10 protein-coding genes are annotated in these 16,517 nt (G+C 36.6%); 4 read left to right on the top strand and 6 right to left on the bottom strand.

Annotated features, from left to right (window positions below; translation table 11 throughout):
- Nucleotides 1-184: 184 nt before the first annotated feature.
- The 3 genes from QNI15_RS06440 to QNI15_RS06430 all read right to left on the bottom strand — a co-directional run bounded on the left by QNI15_RS06440 (nucleotide 185) and on the right by QNI15_RS06430 (nucleotide 5,462).
- Nucleotides 185-436, bottom strand: coding sequence for a hypothetical protein (locus QNI15_RS06440; protein ID WP_314031072.1), 252 nt, complete (start codon nucleotides 434-436; stop codon nucleotides 185-187).
- 596 nt (nucleotides 437-1,032) lie between these two features.
- Nucleotides 1,033-4,137 carry an AAA family ATPase gene (locus QNI15_RS06435; RefSeq protein WP_314031071.1) on the bottom strand — a complete coding sequence of 1,035 codons (3,105 nt, stop codon included), beginning with the start codon at nucleotides 4,135-4,137 and terminating at the stop codon, nucleotides 1,033-1,035.
- Nucleotides 4,138-4,226: 89 nt separating this feature from the next.
- Nucleotides 4,227-5,462: an exonuclease SbcCD subunit D C-terminal domain-containing protein gene (locus QNI15_RS06430; protein ID WP_314031070.1), complete on the bottom strand. Its 1,236-nt coding sequence runs from the start codon at nucleotides 5,460-5,462 to the stop codon at nucleotides 4,227-4,229.
- Nucleotides 5,463-5,690: 228 nt separating this feature from the next.
- Here QNI15_RS06430 and purU point away from each other — a divergent pair, with 228 nt between their 5' ends.
- Nucleotides 5,691-6,539, top strand: a complete 849-nt coding sequence (purU, locus tag QNI15_RS06425; protein WP_314004969.1) for a formyltetrahydrofolate deformylase — start codon at nucleotides 5,691-5,693, stop codon at nucleotides 6,537-6,539.
- A 5-nt stretch (nucleotides 6,540-6,544) separates the two neighbouring features.
- On the opposite strand, the gene QNI15_RS06420 is transcribed toward purU, so the two are convergent.
- On the bottom strand, nucleotides 6,545-6,970 hold the full coding sequence (locus QNI15_RS06420) for a hypothetical protein (RefSeq protein WP_314031069.1): 426 nt from the start codon (nucleotides 6,968-6,970) through the stop codon (nucleotides 6,545-6,547).
- Between the two features lie 669 nt (nucleotides 6,971-7,639).
- Between QNI15_RS06420 and QNI15_RS06415 the strand changes: the two genes are divergently transcribed.
- On the top strand, nucleotides 7,640-8,611 hold the full coding sequence (locus tag QNI15_RS06415; protein WP_314004972.1) for a tryptophan 2,3-dioxygenase family protein: 972 nt from the start codon (nucleotides 7,640-7,642) through the stop codon (nucleotides 8,609-8,611).
- 77 nt (nucleotides 8,612-8,688) lie between these two features.
- Complete coding sequence (locus QNI15_RS06410; protein ID WP_314004974.1) at nucleotides 8,689-10,581, top strand: toxin-antitoxin system YwqK family antitoxin; 1,893 nt, start codon at nucleotides 8,689-8,691, stop codon at nucleotides 10,579-10,581.
- Between the two features lie 104 nt (nucleotides 10,582-10,685).
- On the opposite strand, the gene QNI15_RS06405 is transcribed toward QNI15_RS06410, so the two are convergent.
- Both QNI15_RS06405 and QNI15_RS06400 read right to left on the bottom strand, forming a co-directional pair.
- Entirely contained in the window at nucleotides 10,686-11,387 is a 702-nt protein-coding gene (locus QNI15_RS06405) for a sulfite oxidase-like oxidoreductase (RefSeq protein WP_314031068.1), read from the bottom strand.
- Between the two features lie 250 nt (nucleotides 11,388-11,637).
- The gene (locus QNI15_RS06400; RefSeq protein ID WP_314031067.1) at nucleotides 11,638-12,078 is read right to left on the bottom strand and encodes a YbjN domain-containing protein; all 441 of its coding nucleotides are present in this window, start codon (nucleotides 12,076-12,078) and stop codon (nucleotides 11,638-11,640) included.
- Between the two features lie 344 nt (nucleotides 12,079-12,422).
- Here QNI15_RS06400 and QNI15_RS06395 point away from each other — a divergent pair, with 344 nt between their 5' ends.
- Nucleotides 12,423-16,469, top strand: coding sequence for a PKD domain-containing protein (locus QNI15_RS06395; protein ID WP_314031066.1), 4,047 nt, complete (start codon nucleotides 12,423-12,425; stop codon nucleotides 16,467-16,469).
- The last annotated feature ends 48 nt before the right edge of the window (nucleotides 16,470-16,517 follow it).

Genomic DNA, 16,517 nt, shown 5'->3' with positions numbered 1-16,517 from the left:
ATTAAACATAAAAAGCATGTAAAATTTTTATAATTTTTAAAATAGTTAAAACATAGAGTTTTTTATTATTTGTACTATACATAGAACTGCCGAATAAAATACCCGTTTGTGGAAATATATACTCAAAAAAAAAGCCCTTAAAAGGGCTTTTTACATTCGGTAAATATATACATCCAATAGATTATCAGATTGACTGGGAGTGTAGTTGCTGTCGCTTTCTCTCAATCATTTCATTATAGTATTCCAAGTCATCTTTTAGCTGAAAGCGAACCATATAAGATAAAGTTGCCTTACAAAGTATATTAGTTACTTCTTCAATTTTTTGTTCTAAAAGTTGTATTTCTTTTAGAATCATTAACTGTTTTTCATTTTCAGCGACTACATTTTCTGTTAATCCATTGAAAAACAGAATAGATTGCTCTGCAATTGTTTCCATGGTCGATTTTGTGATTGTGTTGCCGGTTTCTAAATAAGTGTTATGCATCTGATCAGCCGGTTAGTAATATATTTACAATCTTTGTACCAAAGGTAGGAGGAAATTACCACATTTTAATATCTATAGATTTGTATCACCAGCCGTAATTCCAACCTTTTGTATAATAATTATAGATATACTATTTACTTCTCTAAATTTGGTCATTTTCTTACTTGACATTTAATCAAGATTCCAGCTCAATCAAACTGAGGTATTCTGTTACAATTTAGTTTATTATCTCTGCCAGGGCTAGGAGTTAAGTAAAGATATATCTTTTTCACTAACTTTCCTTACATCAACTAAAAAAGATTTTTTTTCTCAAACTATTCACAAATCCTCTTTCACCTTGCTTTTGTGAGGCAAAACACGTGCCATATATTCTCATTTCACTTTTTAAAAGCAGAAAAAGTTACATCTACTCACTTATTAACCTTAACGATATATTAATGCAAAAAGTTATACAGCCAGGCAATATTTTTTACTAAAAAGTAAGACAAAAAGTCACTTCAAATCTATCCCATATATATTGATGATTTTTTAAGTAAAAAGTAAACATTTTATCCTACAATTCGTATCAGGCTATTTCCTCCCGGCTGACGTACTACCTGCACTTGTGTAGTGATTCTTTCTTTCAGGGCTTCCACATGTGAAATGATTCCAATCATCTTACCAGTAGCCTGCAGATTCTCCAGAGTTGTAATGGCAACATCTAATGCCTGTGGATCTAACGTTCCAAACCCTTCATCAATAAACAAAGATTCAATACGTGTTTTCCGTCCTGCGATGTCAGATAATCCTAACGCTAATGCAAGGCTTACCAGAAAGGTTTCTCCCCCGGAAAGTGTCTTAACAGGACGAATATTATCTGCCTGATCCCGATCTATTATTTCCAATTCCAAATCTGTTTTTGGAATACGACGAATCTGGTAACGTGGATTTAACTGATCCAGATACCGATTAGCCAACTGTACCAATTGAGCCAAGGTAAGTCCTTGTGCAAAGGTGTTAAACTCTGCTCCTCCGGCAGAACCAATCAAACTATCCAGTGCTGACCATCTCTCCAGTTCTTTTTTCTGATTGAGAATGGCAGTTTCGACATCTTTGTTCCTCAGGGCAGTCTTGGTGTGATTGTCAAGTGCCTGTAGAAGCAATGTATGCTCAGTAATTACCTGTTCAAGGGCAATTTGAGAGGCAGTTATCTGTGTTTGTATCTGAGTATAGTCCTGGTCGGTAAGCACTTCATTTGTTAAACCTTCTAATGTTTTCTCTGTTTGTTTCCAGGCTCCATGCAATTGGTTCAATAATGTATCTATCTGATCTTTCTTTTTAAGAAGAATAGCTTCAGTCTCTTCATCCAATAGTACTTCCCGTAACGCTTCGATACTATCAAAAGATTCTTTCACCAGATTCTTTAATAACCTTTCTTCTTTCTGTGAAACCAGCTTCACTTCATGCTCCAGCATTTTCTCCCTATCTTCTAACTGCCGGGTCTTTACCTTATAAGAATTAACCTTTTCATTATACTGATATTCAACAGTTTGCTTCTTATCTTCTGCAACTTTCATCTTTTGAACAAGCTGTTTCTTTTCTTGCTGAGGATCTTTATCTCCTATCAAACGTCTTCGTTCGGTCTTAAGACGTTCAAGCTGTTCTGTATCATCTATTAATCGCAACCACAGCTGATTGAGCTTATATTTCTCTTCCAGATAAGTAACCTCACTTTGCAATTGATCATATATCTGTAATTGGCTACGAAGGCTTATTCTGGTATCCGCAACATTTTTTATCATTCTCTGAATAGAATCCAGATCCTGTATATCTATTTTATTTTCCAAAAAATCTGCAGCTTTCTGATACTCCAAACGAATTCTATCCAGTTTTTCTTTATCCTTCTTTCCTTGTTCAGCCAGTAGTAGCATATTTCCCTTATTCTGACTCAGCAATTCTTTCATTGACTGAATTTTTCTAACCATCTCATCATGAATTGTCTGCTGGAATTCCAGATCCTGCTGAGCCTTATTCACCTGTTGAGTATATCCATTCTCTACAAAGGGATGATGTACGGAGCCACATAATGGACATGCTTCGCCAGGTTTCAATAATATACGTGCTTTCTCATAGTTCTGGATTTTCAATTCCAGCTCATAGATTTTTCTCAAATCTGCTACTCTCTCTTTGGCAGAACTTTCCTGGATTTGTAAAGTTTCTATCTCCTTTTCGCTCTGCTCTGAAGTTTCTTTTAGTTGTCTGAACTGATGTCGTAATTGCTCCAGCAACTGAAACTCTTCCAGATAGTATTTTGATCGACTCAGTTGCTCATTCCATACCTCCAGTGTTTCACCTAATTGTATCTCGGTATTTGTGAGTGATTCTTTATCCTGCTGTTTTAGTAACTCCCGTAATGTCTGGATTCTTTCCTGTATAGCTGCTGCAATTTTTTTGCTTTGCGACTCAATTTCTTTCCTGTCATTCGAAATCCCGATAAAGTCTTGCACCGGTTTCATTGACTGAACCTTTTTTTTCTGCTCAGTCAAATCCTGTTGAATTTCATTGAATCGTAGCTGGAAGTTTTCAATATCTTTCTCAAGCAAAATAGCTTTTTCCAATCTAGGCAGACTCACCTCCTGCTCTGCATTTAATTCGGAGATATATTGACGAATATTTGCCAAAGCCTGTTCAGCCTCCAGTGTAGCTGTTTCTTCAACAGGCAGAACTGAATACAACTCACGTATATCTTTCTCTATATTATAGATAGTAGACTGAAGCACTTGAATTTCAGCAAGAGGAGTTCGATAGGATACAGCTTTTTGGTGTAATTCCAGTTTACGAAACTCCTGTTTGAGGTTAGTTTTCTCTAACTCCAGTGTAGAAATCTGTTGTTGTATGTGATTACGCTGAGCGGTCAGTTCCTGGATACGGGCAAGCCACTGGCGTTGGGATTCCAAAAGTTTAAGTTCTTCAGATAAAGTTCCCTTTTGCTTGGTAAGCATCTCAAGCTTATTACGAATTTCATCTTGCTGTATCTCGGTCAGCAAAGAGGTGGTATCCAGCTTCCGCTCCCAATCTTTTAACTTCTCTACCTCTGATTTTTTTCGCTGATAGGCTTTTTGTGAAAGTCTGGTATATAAGTCTGTCCCTGTAATTTTTTCTAAAAGTTCACCTTTATCACTTTCTTTTGCTTTCAGAAATGCCGCAAAATCACCTTGAGCAAGCATTACAGACCGCAAAAAACGCTGGTAATCTAAACCTGTCAAAGCAGTTACCCTTTCCCGAACATCTGTCAGTTTAGATTCCATAATCTGATCTGTTTCCAGATCAGTTAATTCCATTTTTGGGGGTTGCAGATCTCCATCCAGCTTGTTTCTGCTACGCCATAATGACCACTTGCTACGGTATCGTTTTTCTTTGGTTTCAAATTCTACTTCAGCAAAACAATCCGTAGTATGATAACTCATTATCTTCTCTGCTTTATCAATTCCAAATCGTGGTGCATAACCATACAACGCCAGGGTAATAGCATCCAGAATAGATGTTTTCCCTGCACCGGTTCGCCCAACAATAGCAAATAGACCCGAATCGGCAATTGGGCTTTCATGAAATGGAATATAATGCTCGCCTCTAAGAGAATTAATATTTTTCAGGCGGATACTTAAAATTTTCATTCGTTGATTATAAGCAGTAGGTGGTATTCAGATAACCAATAAAACTGGTTGTCTGTAAGTTTTAATAAATCGCAGAAACAGAATTAAACTCAGGAATGGTCTTCATCTTCCAATAATTCCCGAAACGCCTGTAACATCTCCGGATATTTTTCAGGATCAAGACTTTCGCTTTCACATTTTTTCTCAAAGATCTCTTCCGGACTTAATTCATACAAAGCCTTTTCCAAACCAATCTGTTCATCCAGTGACAAATGTGTATGGGTATAAATAGCCTGATGTTTCAGTATATCTATGTTACGATCTTTAATAAGGTCCTGAAGTTTTTGTACAATATTAGGTTCATAGTAATCCAGCTCCACCTTGATTTCTGCCCAGACACGCATTAATTGCCCCGAATCATCAAAATCCTTGATATCTTTTTCCAGCTTTTCAAATGTACCTCTAAATCGCACCAAGCGTCTCCATTGTGGAACTTCTACAGGAACAACCTCCGTAAGCTTATTGTCTGTAAATTCCAGCACCAAAACTGTCTTTTTATCTGTAAACTCACTAAAACTTAATGGAAGCGGAGAACCGGAATAACGAATATGATCCTGCTGATTTACTCGTTGCGGCCGATGTAAATGTCCTAAAGCGATATAATCAAAAACAGTCGGAAAATCAGCAGCCGAAATATTTCCCAGGGTACCAATATGAATAGGTTTTTCACTACATTCTCTCATTTCAGAGGGAGCCGAAGGTTCTCCACCCAGTGCAAACAAATGACCTGTAGCTATAATTGGAACATTAGTAGACCGAAAAGAAGTCACTTCTTCTGCTAACTGCTGATAATGTTTAATAATGCCTTCCTTAATTCGTTCCTCAATCTGCTCATAACTCTCTCCTACAATCGCTTGCCGGATATCTTTGTCACGCAGATAAGGAACCGCACAAACCACTGCCTGCAATTCCTTCTGTGAATCATGGATAGGAATAATCTGGTATTTAAGTTCCCGAAATGCCTTTCCTATAACCTTAATATTAAGCAATTCCAGAATATCCCGTGGTGCATTCAGTGTTCCAGGATAATCATGATTCCCTCCAACTATAATTGTATTTCGGCAATTAGTTTGAGCCAGACCACGTAAGAACTGATAATACTGGCTTTGTGATTCATGTGAAGGATATCCATTATCAAAAATATCTCCGGCAACTATCAAAAGATCTATTTCATAGGTTTCTATAACTGTCAACAACCAATCCAGAAACAGTTGGTGTTCATCATATCGTTCATTATCATGAAGACGATGTCCGATATGCCAGTCTGCAGTATGCAAAATACGCATGATCATTAAGAGTCTAAATACAGAAATCTCTACATTTTACTTGGATTGTAACAAGAGTAGAGTAGCCTTTGCAAATATCCGACTTATCCCAGAAAAATCCTGCGTTAAAAAATAATTAAATAAAATTCCACCTTTTACACACATCATCTACACCAGGAATCCTGTATCATTGCAGTATAAGACCCTCATTACAACTATCATCGGAAGTTTATACTATCATACTCTCACATGTCTGCTGCCAATTCTATTTATATTTTGCGAATTGATTGTCCTGATGCCAAGGGATTGGTTCATAAAATTACAGGGGTACTCTATCATCATGATTCAAATGTAATCCGAAATGATGAATTTGTAGATCGTACAACTGGTCATTTCTTTATGCGGACAGAGTTTTCCGGCAATATTCAGCCTGATAAAATTTTACAGGGCTTACGAGGTCTTCTACCTGATAATAGCACAATTTCTCTTACTACAACCCAAACAAAAAAGGTAGTTATCTTAGCCACCAAAGAACACCATTGTTTGAGTGACTTACTGATACGTAATAAATTTCAGGATCTTACTATGGATATACTTGCAGTTATCAGCAATCATACCCTGCTGCAAGAACTTACAGAACGATTCTCTGTTCCGTTTCATTTTATTTCACATGAACACCTATCACGGGAAGATCATGAGACAGAAGTACTGAAAACCATTCAATTATATCAACCAGATTATGTAATTCTAGCTAAGTATATGAGAATATTAACGCCTGCATTCACAAGCCAGTATACCAATCGAATGATAAACATTCATCATTCGTTCCTGCCTGCATTTATTGGAGCCAATCCATACAAACAAGCATTTGAAAGAGGTGTAAAGATTATAGGCGCTACAGCACATTTTGTCAATGAGGATTTGGACGAAGGTCCTATCATCATGCAGGATGTTATTCATGTTGATCACTCCAAAACGGCATCAGATATGGCGCAGGCAGGTCATGACGTTGAGAAAATTGTACTGGCTAAAGCACTAAAACTTGTACTGGAAGATCGCGTCTTTATCAAAGGAAATAAGACAATAATATTTGAATAGGTAAACTATTCCATTATAGCTTCATCCAGAGAGTCACAAAAAGAAATTCGGATCTGTTTTAAGAATCCAAGCTCTGGATTCGCATTATTAATCCGTTGTATCTCATTTTTCAACTTCTTCTGATATTCTTCATTTCTAGGTAAGACATAACAATAGACAGAAAGTCCATAATTAAATGCTTGCCGTTTCCAATCTGTAAAGCTCCAATCTACTGAAGGACGATGGTAAGCCACTAAGTTCTGGGCATCAATAATCAACTTATTTATCTGCCTTTGTTCTGCAAATCCTGCAATTTGCCTCAAGGCTTCTCTATAGTTGCTCATGGGTACAAAAGCATTATGTACTTTAACAACAGCTATTTTTTGAACTAACAAAAAATAGACAGTAGTATACTGGTCACTATACAATTCCTCTGTAGCAGAAACATCCATAGAAATTACCATCGCCATCAAAATAATTTATTTACAAAGAACCAGGTATCATTTTAGTATCTATCACATGTAGTCATTCTCCTCAAACACAAGCCATATCCATACCCGCTTTTTCTTTGAAGAAGGAAATTAGTATAAAAATGCTCTGCCTGTACAGCTAAAAAATGGGTCAATGTCACAATTAAATTGTAAGTATTTGAATTTGCAAAAATTTTTGCTAAACCCTCGTTACAGAGACAGAGCATAGTTTATATATCACAAAGTATGTCAAAATAAGTATAAAAGAAAACCATTTCAATATAATAAAATAATTTTTCAACATTTAAAAAATGGAAATTTTTAATAAAATTCAATAAATACAAACCAGATAGAGTTTATTTGCAAATTATCCTTTTAATCTATTAAAATAATCCCACTTCACTAAATCTTGTCTTAGATACACAATTCGTCTATATCTTACGTTGATCAGTATACTAATTCTATTACTAATGCCTCATAAAATAACAATCTATAACTGAGCAATATGTAACCTAACAATTGTCTAACGGATCAATAAATAGGATCAAAAAAATCATATCGAATGTATTTTGTGTAATTTTGAAAACTTTACATTTATTCCAACTCTGAGAAACATACTCGGAATTGTATAGTCTTTGATATATAAGTCATATGGAGCAGAACTCAACAAATTCACAACAAAAGGTAGACGAACTTTTAAAAGCCCTGGAAGAAAAATATGCAGCAATGGGTCAGGATATGCCTTCCTATCTGCAGGGTCTGCTCTATGCAGACTATCTGACTTACTGGGATTATGTCCATCTGGATACGTTGTTATCTCTGCAAAATCCCAGAACAGACTTCCCAGATGAGATGATATTCATTACGTTTCACCAATCTACCGAACTTTATTTTAAATTGGTATTATGGGAGATACAGCAAATTGCCAATAACGAAGCACTGACGATAGCATTCTTTACAGAAAGAATAAAACGAATATGCCGTTACTTTGAGATTCTCGTGCAATCCTTTGATGTAATGATTGAAGGAATGGATAAGTCTCAGTTTTTACAATATCGAATGTCCTTGCTTCCTGCAAGCGGATTTCAATCTGTGCAATACCGGATGATAGAGATTGGAGCAACACGATTTCGTAATCTGGTCGAAATTGAGCAGCGCCATCAACTTCCTTCTGATTCTACCATTGCTGAGCTTTATGAGCATTTGTATTGGAAAATGGGAGCTACAGAACTGGCAACTAAGCAAAAGACGTTAACTCTTAAGCAATTTGAGAAAAAATATGCTGAAACATTAATTAAATTAGCTGAAGAGTATGAGAGTAAAAACCTCTGGATGCGTTATAGAAAGATTACATTAGAACAAGGCGAAAGTTCTGAATTAATTAATGCTCTACGCAGATTTGATGCATTAGCCAATGTAAACTGGACACTGGCACATTATAAATCAGCAGCCCGTTATCTTCACAAAGATCAAAAAGTAATTGCAGCAACTGGCGGAACCAACTGGCAACAATACCTTCCTCCACGCTTCCAAAAACGTATTTTCTACCCAGAACTGTGGTCGGAAGAAGAAAAAGTTGAATGGGGCAAGAGTTGGGTAGATGAGGTTATTCAAACTATTTAATAGCCTATTTTTTAATTTTAGAAATCCTCCAGACAAATAACTCAAACTGGAGAATTAGCAAATTTTATTTTGAGCAGATGATTGTTACCGATTCTCAAACGGTAAATAGTACACTTTTAGCCATTGTAAGTATATGGCTCATGTTATTCTTATGCCCTGTCGTGAAAGCTCAGACCAAACAGGTAATTACCTATTATGATAAAGGTAAAGAACATGTAAAAGAGAAATATACTATTTCCAACACCAAGCCTCCTTATTTACAAGGGCCATACGAAAATTACTATGCAAATGGGAAAGTACGATCCAGAGGGACTTATAAGAAAGGAGTTCCTGATGGAAACTGGACCTATTATTATGAAAATGGTAAACTAAAAATAAAAGGCAATTGGCAGAATGCCAGGAAAAATGGTATATGGAGCTACTATTATGAAAATGGAAACCTTCAAATGGAAGGAACCCTTCAAAATGAGATTCGCACCAACCAATGGAGTTATTATTATGAGAGTGGGAATCTGAAAAACCGTGGTACCTATATCAATGATCACAAAGAAGGATTGTGGGAATATTTCTATGAGGATGGTAAAAAGAAAGCAGAAGCCACACTAAATAATGATAATGGCTGGTACCGGGAATTTTATGCATCCGGTACTATTCGCATGCAGGGATTACTTACCCATGGAAAAAGTGACAGCCTATGGAGTTATTATTACGAAAATGGAAAACTCAAAGCCAAGGGTCCAGAAAAAGAAGGAGTACGAGAAGGGTTGTGGCAGTTTTATGATGAAAATGAAAAATTGATTCAGGAAGGAGAATACAAAAATGGAATACAGGAAGGCAAATGGAAGTATTATCATCCCAATGGAGCCATAGCAGCGGAAGGAAAAAAATCTGGAGGAAAAGAAGATGGAATCTGGAATCTATTTTATACAAATGGGACTACACGAGGAGCTTTAAATCATACACAACAAGATGGCAATTATATAGAATACCATGAAAATGGCAAATTAAAAGCCAAAGGTTCCGTTCGGAACGGTTTATATGAAGGTGAATGGCAGTATTTTTATGAAGATGATGGAACATTGGAAGGCCAGTGTGTCTTCGTTGATGGCAAAGGATTATATAAGGGTATCTATAAAGATGGAAAGCCCCGTATGGAGGGTCATCTCGAAAATGACAAACGTGTAGGACTCTGGACATTATACAAACCTGATGGAGGCGTTGCTGGCTACTATGAGGCATTTTATGAAAATGAAATACCAGTTGCCAGTATTAACCCAACTGATTCTGTAATCATTACAGATACTATAACACGTGTAAATCAACCTTACAATAAACCTTCGTTACGACTTCCCAGAAAACACAACTGGCATTTTATATCAAAGCCGAATGAATATCGTGCCTTTATTGTTGGTCTTAATCCATTGGCTATGTTCTGGCAGTCAAATCCAAGTCTACCTTTGTCAGTTGAGTATTATATGCACGAACGTCTTGGATATGAATTTACAGCCACTATTTACAGAAACCCTTTTTTTACCAGCAATGATAATATTGCAGATAATGTAGAATATTCAAGAGGATTTTCTATAGGCATTAAACAAAAATTCTATCAACCAGATGGCAACCTTGGTATGCTCTATATAGCTCATGAGCTCCGGTTTACGGGTATTAACCATCAGGCCAATGTTCAAGATATAAATTCTTCTTATCTTGTTATTCAGGCAGACGAAAATCGATATGAGTATAGCTTTATGGTTGGGGATCGTTTTTTACAAGATCCAAGCCGAACAAATAAGAAGAATAAAGGCAATCGTTTTACATTAGATGGATTTGCAGGACTAGGTATCGCCTATCGCCATTATAATCCTCAATGGAGTAATAAACCTGAATGGGATACTATTTTTAAGAATGTGCCTAAATCTAAACTTCTGTTGACTTTGCGATTAGGTATTATGCTAGGTTATGCTTTTTAGCTTTTCTTTGATCAAATTAGTAATCTTTCCAAGAAGTCTCCTGAAAAAACTCAACTAAAATAAAATACCTCAAAGGATCTCTTTGAGGTATTTTATTTTACTAATCAGCTATATCTATCATTACGCCAGGGATAAGCAGTATTGGAATAACCACGTTCTTCCCAAAATCCTAAACGATTAGCGGATAAAAATTCAATTCGTTTGATCCATTTTGACCCCTTCCATGCATACAATTGAGGAGTAATAACCCGAGCAGGTCCTCCATGTTCAAGAGGCAGGGGGGTGCCATCTACAGTATGAACCAGCAATACATCTGGCTTCAAAGCTTCTTCTAAAGAAATATTGGTAGTGTAGGTATCATATCCATAACACATAACATGTGTAGCAGTCTCCTTAGGTTGGACCAAAGCAGCCAAATCCATAAAGCGAACACCCTTCCAGTGCATATCTAACTTTGACCAGGTAGTGACACAATGAAAATCAGAGGTATCATCTGTCTGAGGCAAAGCCATAAATGCATCCCAGGTAAGCATTACAGGATTTTCCACCTCACCATCTACAATTAACCTCCATTTGTCTAATGGAATATTGGGTTGGTATCCCAAATCTAACACAGGCCACTTTTCAGTTACATGCTGCCCAACAGGCACCTGAGGCATACCATGTCTGTTGGTAGGCCCGGTACCCAAAGGTTTATTATCAGAAACCGAAGGAGTCTGTTTCATCTTTTCTTCAAAACGAGCCTTCAGCTTCATACGCGCATCTATAATACGGTCCAGTTTTTCAGAGCTTTGTTCATCTGACATAATAGTGTATGGATAAGTGTATATGTTTTTGTAACCTTTACAACCAACAAAAAGTTTAAGAAAGAGAATCTAACACATATTCTCAATCATAAGAATGCTATTTATGACTCCAGATATTTTAAATAGGAACGCAATAAAAAGTCAGCAGATAAATATATACACAGAAGAATTACATAAAATATACATATTTATAATGGATCAGTGTACCTTCACTATAAAACGCAGTTACGTTTTTGTCAGATTTATCATATCAGTTGTTCCAGTCAGGAAATGCGTTTTTCAACTCATCATCCAGTGTATCGGCCCAATACTCCATATCAGCTATACAGGTTGCTAGTTCATGATAGTCCATCCCCCGAATATCCCGCTCATAGGTAGCATATACCCAGTTACTATTAGGCATAATGGAAATTTTTACTCCCAGATTTGTATCATTTAACTGCAACAAATGCCGATAAAAAGAAAGCAGGTCATTGGCTGGAATTTGTAGAAGAGGAGAGAAAATACGGAGGTAATCCCTACTCCCACCATTATCAAAACGAATAGTTTGAATAAAAACCTCGATACTGGCAGATCCTTTACGCCATCGCCATGTGTTTTTCTCAAAATCAAAAACCTGTTCCTGTGTTAATCCAATTGATTCAACATACTGATGAATCATTCCTGTTACTTTTTCAATTTGTGCAGTCATAAAAAGTTAAAATATATTCTCAGGTTACTCTCTTATATTCTTGTATTTCAGAGCGGGAAATTTACTAACAGGAAATGCAATAAAACAAATAAAGACATAAAAATCCCGGGTAAGGCTACGTCTCTTTTTATCTGAAAATAACTTATTTCTTAGATATTCTTACAGGATTTTGTAAAGGTGCTATTCACGATAAATGACAGAACCTGTTAAGTGTATGTTTCCTCCAAATAACGCACAGCACAAGCGCTTTCCAACCTAGTATTTTTGTAATGAACAAAGCTCAAATGGAGAAACCTGTTTGATAGAGTGCTTTGAGTAATCATTTGTTCCAAAATACTACAGCTGTGAAAACTAAAATTTTACTGATTACACTATGCCTTTGGGTTATTCAAGGGCAGCTGTTTGCCCAAACAAGGCATTTCACATTAGACAGATCGCTAAAGCGAACTGACTATGCGGCACATACAGTTGTTGTAAAACTACGATCAACTACCAGTGCCAACAGTCGTACAATACAGCCTTCTCCCAAAACCAATGGCACAATACAAAAGTTAGGAGTAAGTGAGATCAAAAAGTTTTTTCCAACTCAGCAAAGTACTAGCACATCAAAAGCTCGTCTCCGAAATGGACAATCATTTGTCGATCTTTCAACAATCTATAGGATTGAATTACCAGAAAAGCAAGATCTGGAGTCAGCCATAAATACATTACTATCAGATTCAACAATAGAATATGCCGAACCTCTTTATATAGGTTACCAACCTCTCTATACACCAAATGACCCTTTGATAACTACAGGTGCCCAATATGCATTAAAAAATATTAGAGCCTATGAGGCATGGGATATTCACAAAGGAAGTCCAGATGTTGTAGTTGGCATTGTTGATTTTGGTTTTGATATTAACCATGAAGATATTAAAAATAAAGTCTCATTTAATACTGCAGATCCAGTAGATGGTATAGATAATGATAAGGATGGTTATACTGATAACTATGCAGGATGGAATATTATACAAAACTCCACTAACTTATTGGCCAATAATCATGGAACAAGAGTAGCAGGGTGTGCTGCTGGACAGGCTGATAATGGTTTGGGTATAGCAGGTGTAGCCATAAATTGTCCTTTTATTCCAATAACTGCTTTTGATACATATACTCAGAACTTTGCCGGATATGCAGGTTTGGTTTATCTGGCAGAGAAGGGCTGTAAAGTTATTAACTTATCATGGGGAAGAGTTGGCCCCGCTTCTTCCTTAGAGCAAGACGTAATCAATTATGCAGCTATTAATCATGATGTAGTAATCTGTGCATCTGCGGGTAATGAAGGCAGTAAAGTATCTCGTTATTGGTGGCCAGCATCTTACGATAATGTCATTTCTGTGGCAGCAACAGGTTCTACTGACCTGCGTTGGGGAACACAGGGAGGCTCAGCATTCAATGATAAAGTTGATCTGGCTGCTCCCGGACAGGATATAATCAGTCCTGTAGATGGCAATTCGTATAGTTATGATAGTGGTACCTCTTATTCAAGTCCAATAGTAGCAGGTGCTGCTGCACTGGTTCGCTCTATGTATCCAGAATTATCAGCAACAGAAATAGCACAACGCCTAATTGCCACTACAGATGATATTTATAATTTAGCAGGTAATAGTGAATACATTGGGATGTTAGGTAGTGGGCGTCTTAATGTATACAAAGCATTGACAGCGACTGTTTCCAAAGCCATTACCCTTACAGGAATTAGCAGTACAAATGCCAAAAACCAACCCTATCTACTTTCTGGTATAACAAATGAATTGACTGTAAACATCAAAAATATAGCATCTCCCTTAACGAATGCTCAAATCAGCTTGACATCCAATTCTTCCGATATTACCATATCCAATCCTACAATCATTTTTGGGGCTGTAGCCACTGGAGCCAGTATTGCCAATACAGCGCCATTCCAGATTACAGTTGGGAGTGATGTACCTGCTAATACAGAAGTTACATTTACAGCAACAGTGACAGACGGCTCTTATACTAGAAGTTTTACATGGACAACATTTATTAATCCAGATTATCTGGATATAAATATCAATAAAACCAAAATTACTACCACCAGTAATGGGAGATTAGGTTTCTCAGATGCCTATTCATTTTGGAGTTCAGGGATTGCTGCCAACCAGCAGGGGAAAGGAAACGGGATCCGTATACAAAATCAACAACTTTTATTTGAGGCAGGATTGATTGTTGCAACAGACGAAACCCATGTCTCAGATTGTATCCGGAATGAAGCTACCGAATATAATACCAATCAACATTTTGAGTCTGTTCGTAATGTAGAATTTCAGGACTATAAATTAACAGATATTCTCACAGGAGGTATTATTCAGGAAAACTGGTATAAAGAAGATAGAATTGGAGTTGAAATACAACACCAGACTTATGCATGGAAAGATGCCCCTAATGATCAATTTGTAATTATTGAATATAAAATAACAAATAAGAGTGGCAGTAAGCTTGATTCTTTATACACTGGTCTATTTGCAGACTGGGAAATAGGCGAACGTAAGCAAAATCAGGCTGGCTGGGATTCTGGCAGAAAATTAGGCTATGCATTTAACCCTACAGGCAGTTTCCCTTATGCAGGTGTCAGATTACTAACAGAACAAACACCTAATTACTACGCATTTGACAACACATCAGGAATAAACATCTTTGATGGTTTTACCAACACAGAAAAATTTCAGGCAATCAGCAGTGGGGTTGGGCGTGCCCAAACAGCTACCACAACGGATGATATTGCTCATATGCTGGCAGCTAAAATCGAAAATTTGGCGGATGGAGATTCTGTAGTGGTAGCATTTGCGATACTAGGTGGTAATAATTTAGCTGACTTACAGAAAAGTGCAGATGCGGCTTTAGCCAAATTTATTGAAATCAATCGTAGTCCTAAACCTGTAATCGCCAATGTTACAACCTGTCGGGGTACAAAAGTTATGCTTACACCCTCACCTGGTCAGACATTTAAATTTTACCAAAAACAAGCAGACGGAACATTAAAAGCACTCTCTATAGGAAGCGAACTGGAAATAGATAATGTGGAACAAGACACTACATTCTTTGTAACCAATGCCGATTCATTATATGAAAGTGATCCTGTGGCTGTAAGTGTCAATATATTTGAATCACGTTTTAAAATAAATAAAGATTCATTGGGCATTGCAGATCAGGATGTTCTGCAGGTTACCAATATGACTTCAGATGCAGTGAAATGGTTATGGAATTTTGGAGACGGTACAACAAGCACAGAACAAAATCCCTCACACACCTATACAAAAAAAGGTGATTATCGAGTAACTTTAGTAAGCGAAAATGCAAAGGGGTGTCAGGATAGTGTTGCTCAGGTTATAAAAGTTTTTCCTGGAATTTTAAGTCCTAAACCAGTAGTTCAGCCAGTCTCAATATGTGCTGGAGACTCGGTTATATTAAAACCCTCTAACGGAACTGTATATGGACTATATTCAACAAATTTCGACTTTTTAGCGATTGGCACTTCATTTAATCTTGGACGAATCTATAAAGATACTATCTTTTATGTTACAGCATCTGACTATATAATAGAAAGTGACCCTGTTATTGTAACGATAAAAATCTTACAAATTGATGCAGAATTTTCTATCAATAAAGACACACTTGATCTGACATTGAATGAGATGTTGAAAGTCACAGATTCGAGTCACAATGCAGTTAAGTGGCTATGGAATTTTGGAGACGGTACAACAAGCACAGAACAAAATCCTGCACATACCTATACAAAACAAGGTACATATATAGTTTCTTTGCAGGCGACTAATATCAACGGATGTATTGATATGTATTCGGACACTATTCAAGTCATTCGTACGAATATAGCCAACTTTTCTATTAATAAAGACACACTTGATCTGACATTGAATGAGATGTTGAAAGTCACAGATTCGAGTCACAATGCAGTTAAGTGGCTATGGAATTTTGGAGACGGTACAACAAGCACAGAACAAAATCCTGCACATACCTATACAAAACAAGGTACATATATAGTTTCTTTGCAGGCAACCAATACAGTAGGTAATTCTGATACTCTTTCTAAAAAGCTGATAGTTATTGGCAATACAAATCAGCTAGCTGATGCCATAAAAGTTTCACCTAACCCTACAACATCTTTTATAAACATCACTCGTAGTGTTGGGTTGACAATAGAAAAAGTAAAAATGCAGATTTATAACTCTGCAGGAACTAAAGTCTATGAAACAATAAATATCCCATATGAATCCCAATTTGATTTTACCTTGTATAGTAAGGGGTTATATGTAGTTATATTCTCTGGTGATAATCAGCAAGTAGTTAAACGAATTATTGTTGACTAATTTCAGTACAGACAGCTAAAAAGAAAAGGGATTTATGTTATAAATCCC

This window comes from Xanthocytophaga flava, from assembly GCF_030068545.1.
In the GTDB taxonomy this organism is placed as follows: Bacteria; Bacteroidota; Bacteroidia; order Cytophagales; family 172606-1; genus Xanthocytophaga; species Xanthocytophaga flava.
The sequence above is the reverse complement of the archived record's forward strand: the minus strand, read 5'-3'. Positions and strand labels throughout refer to the sequence as shown.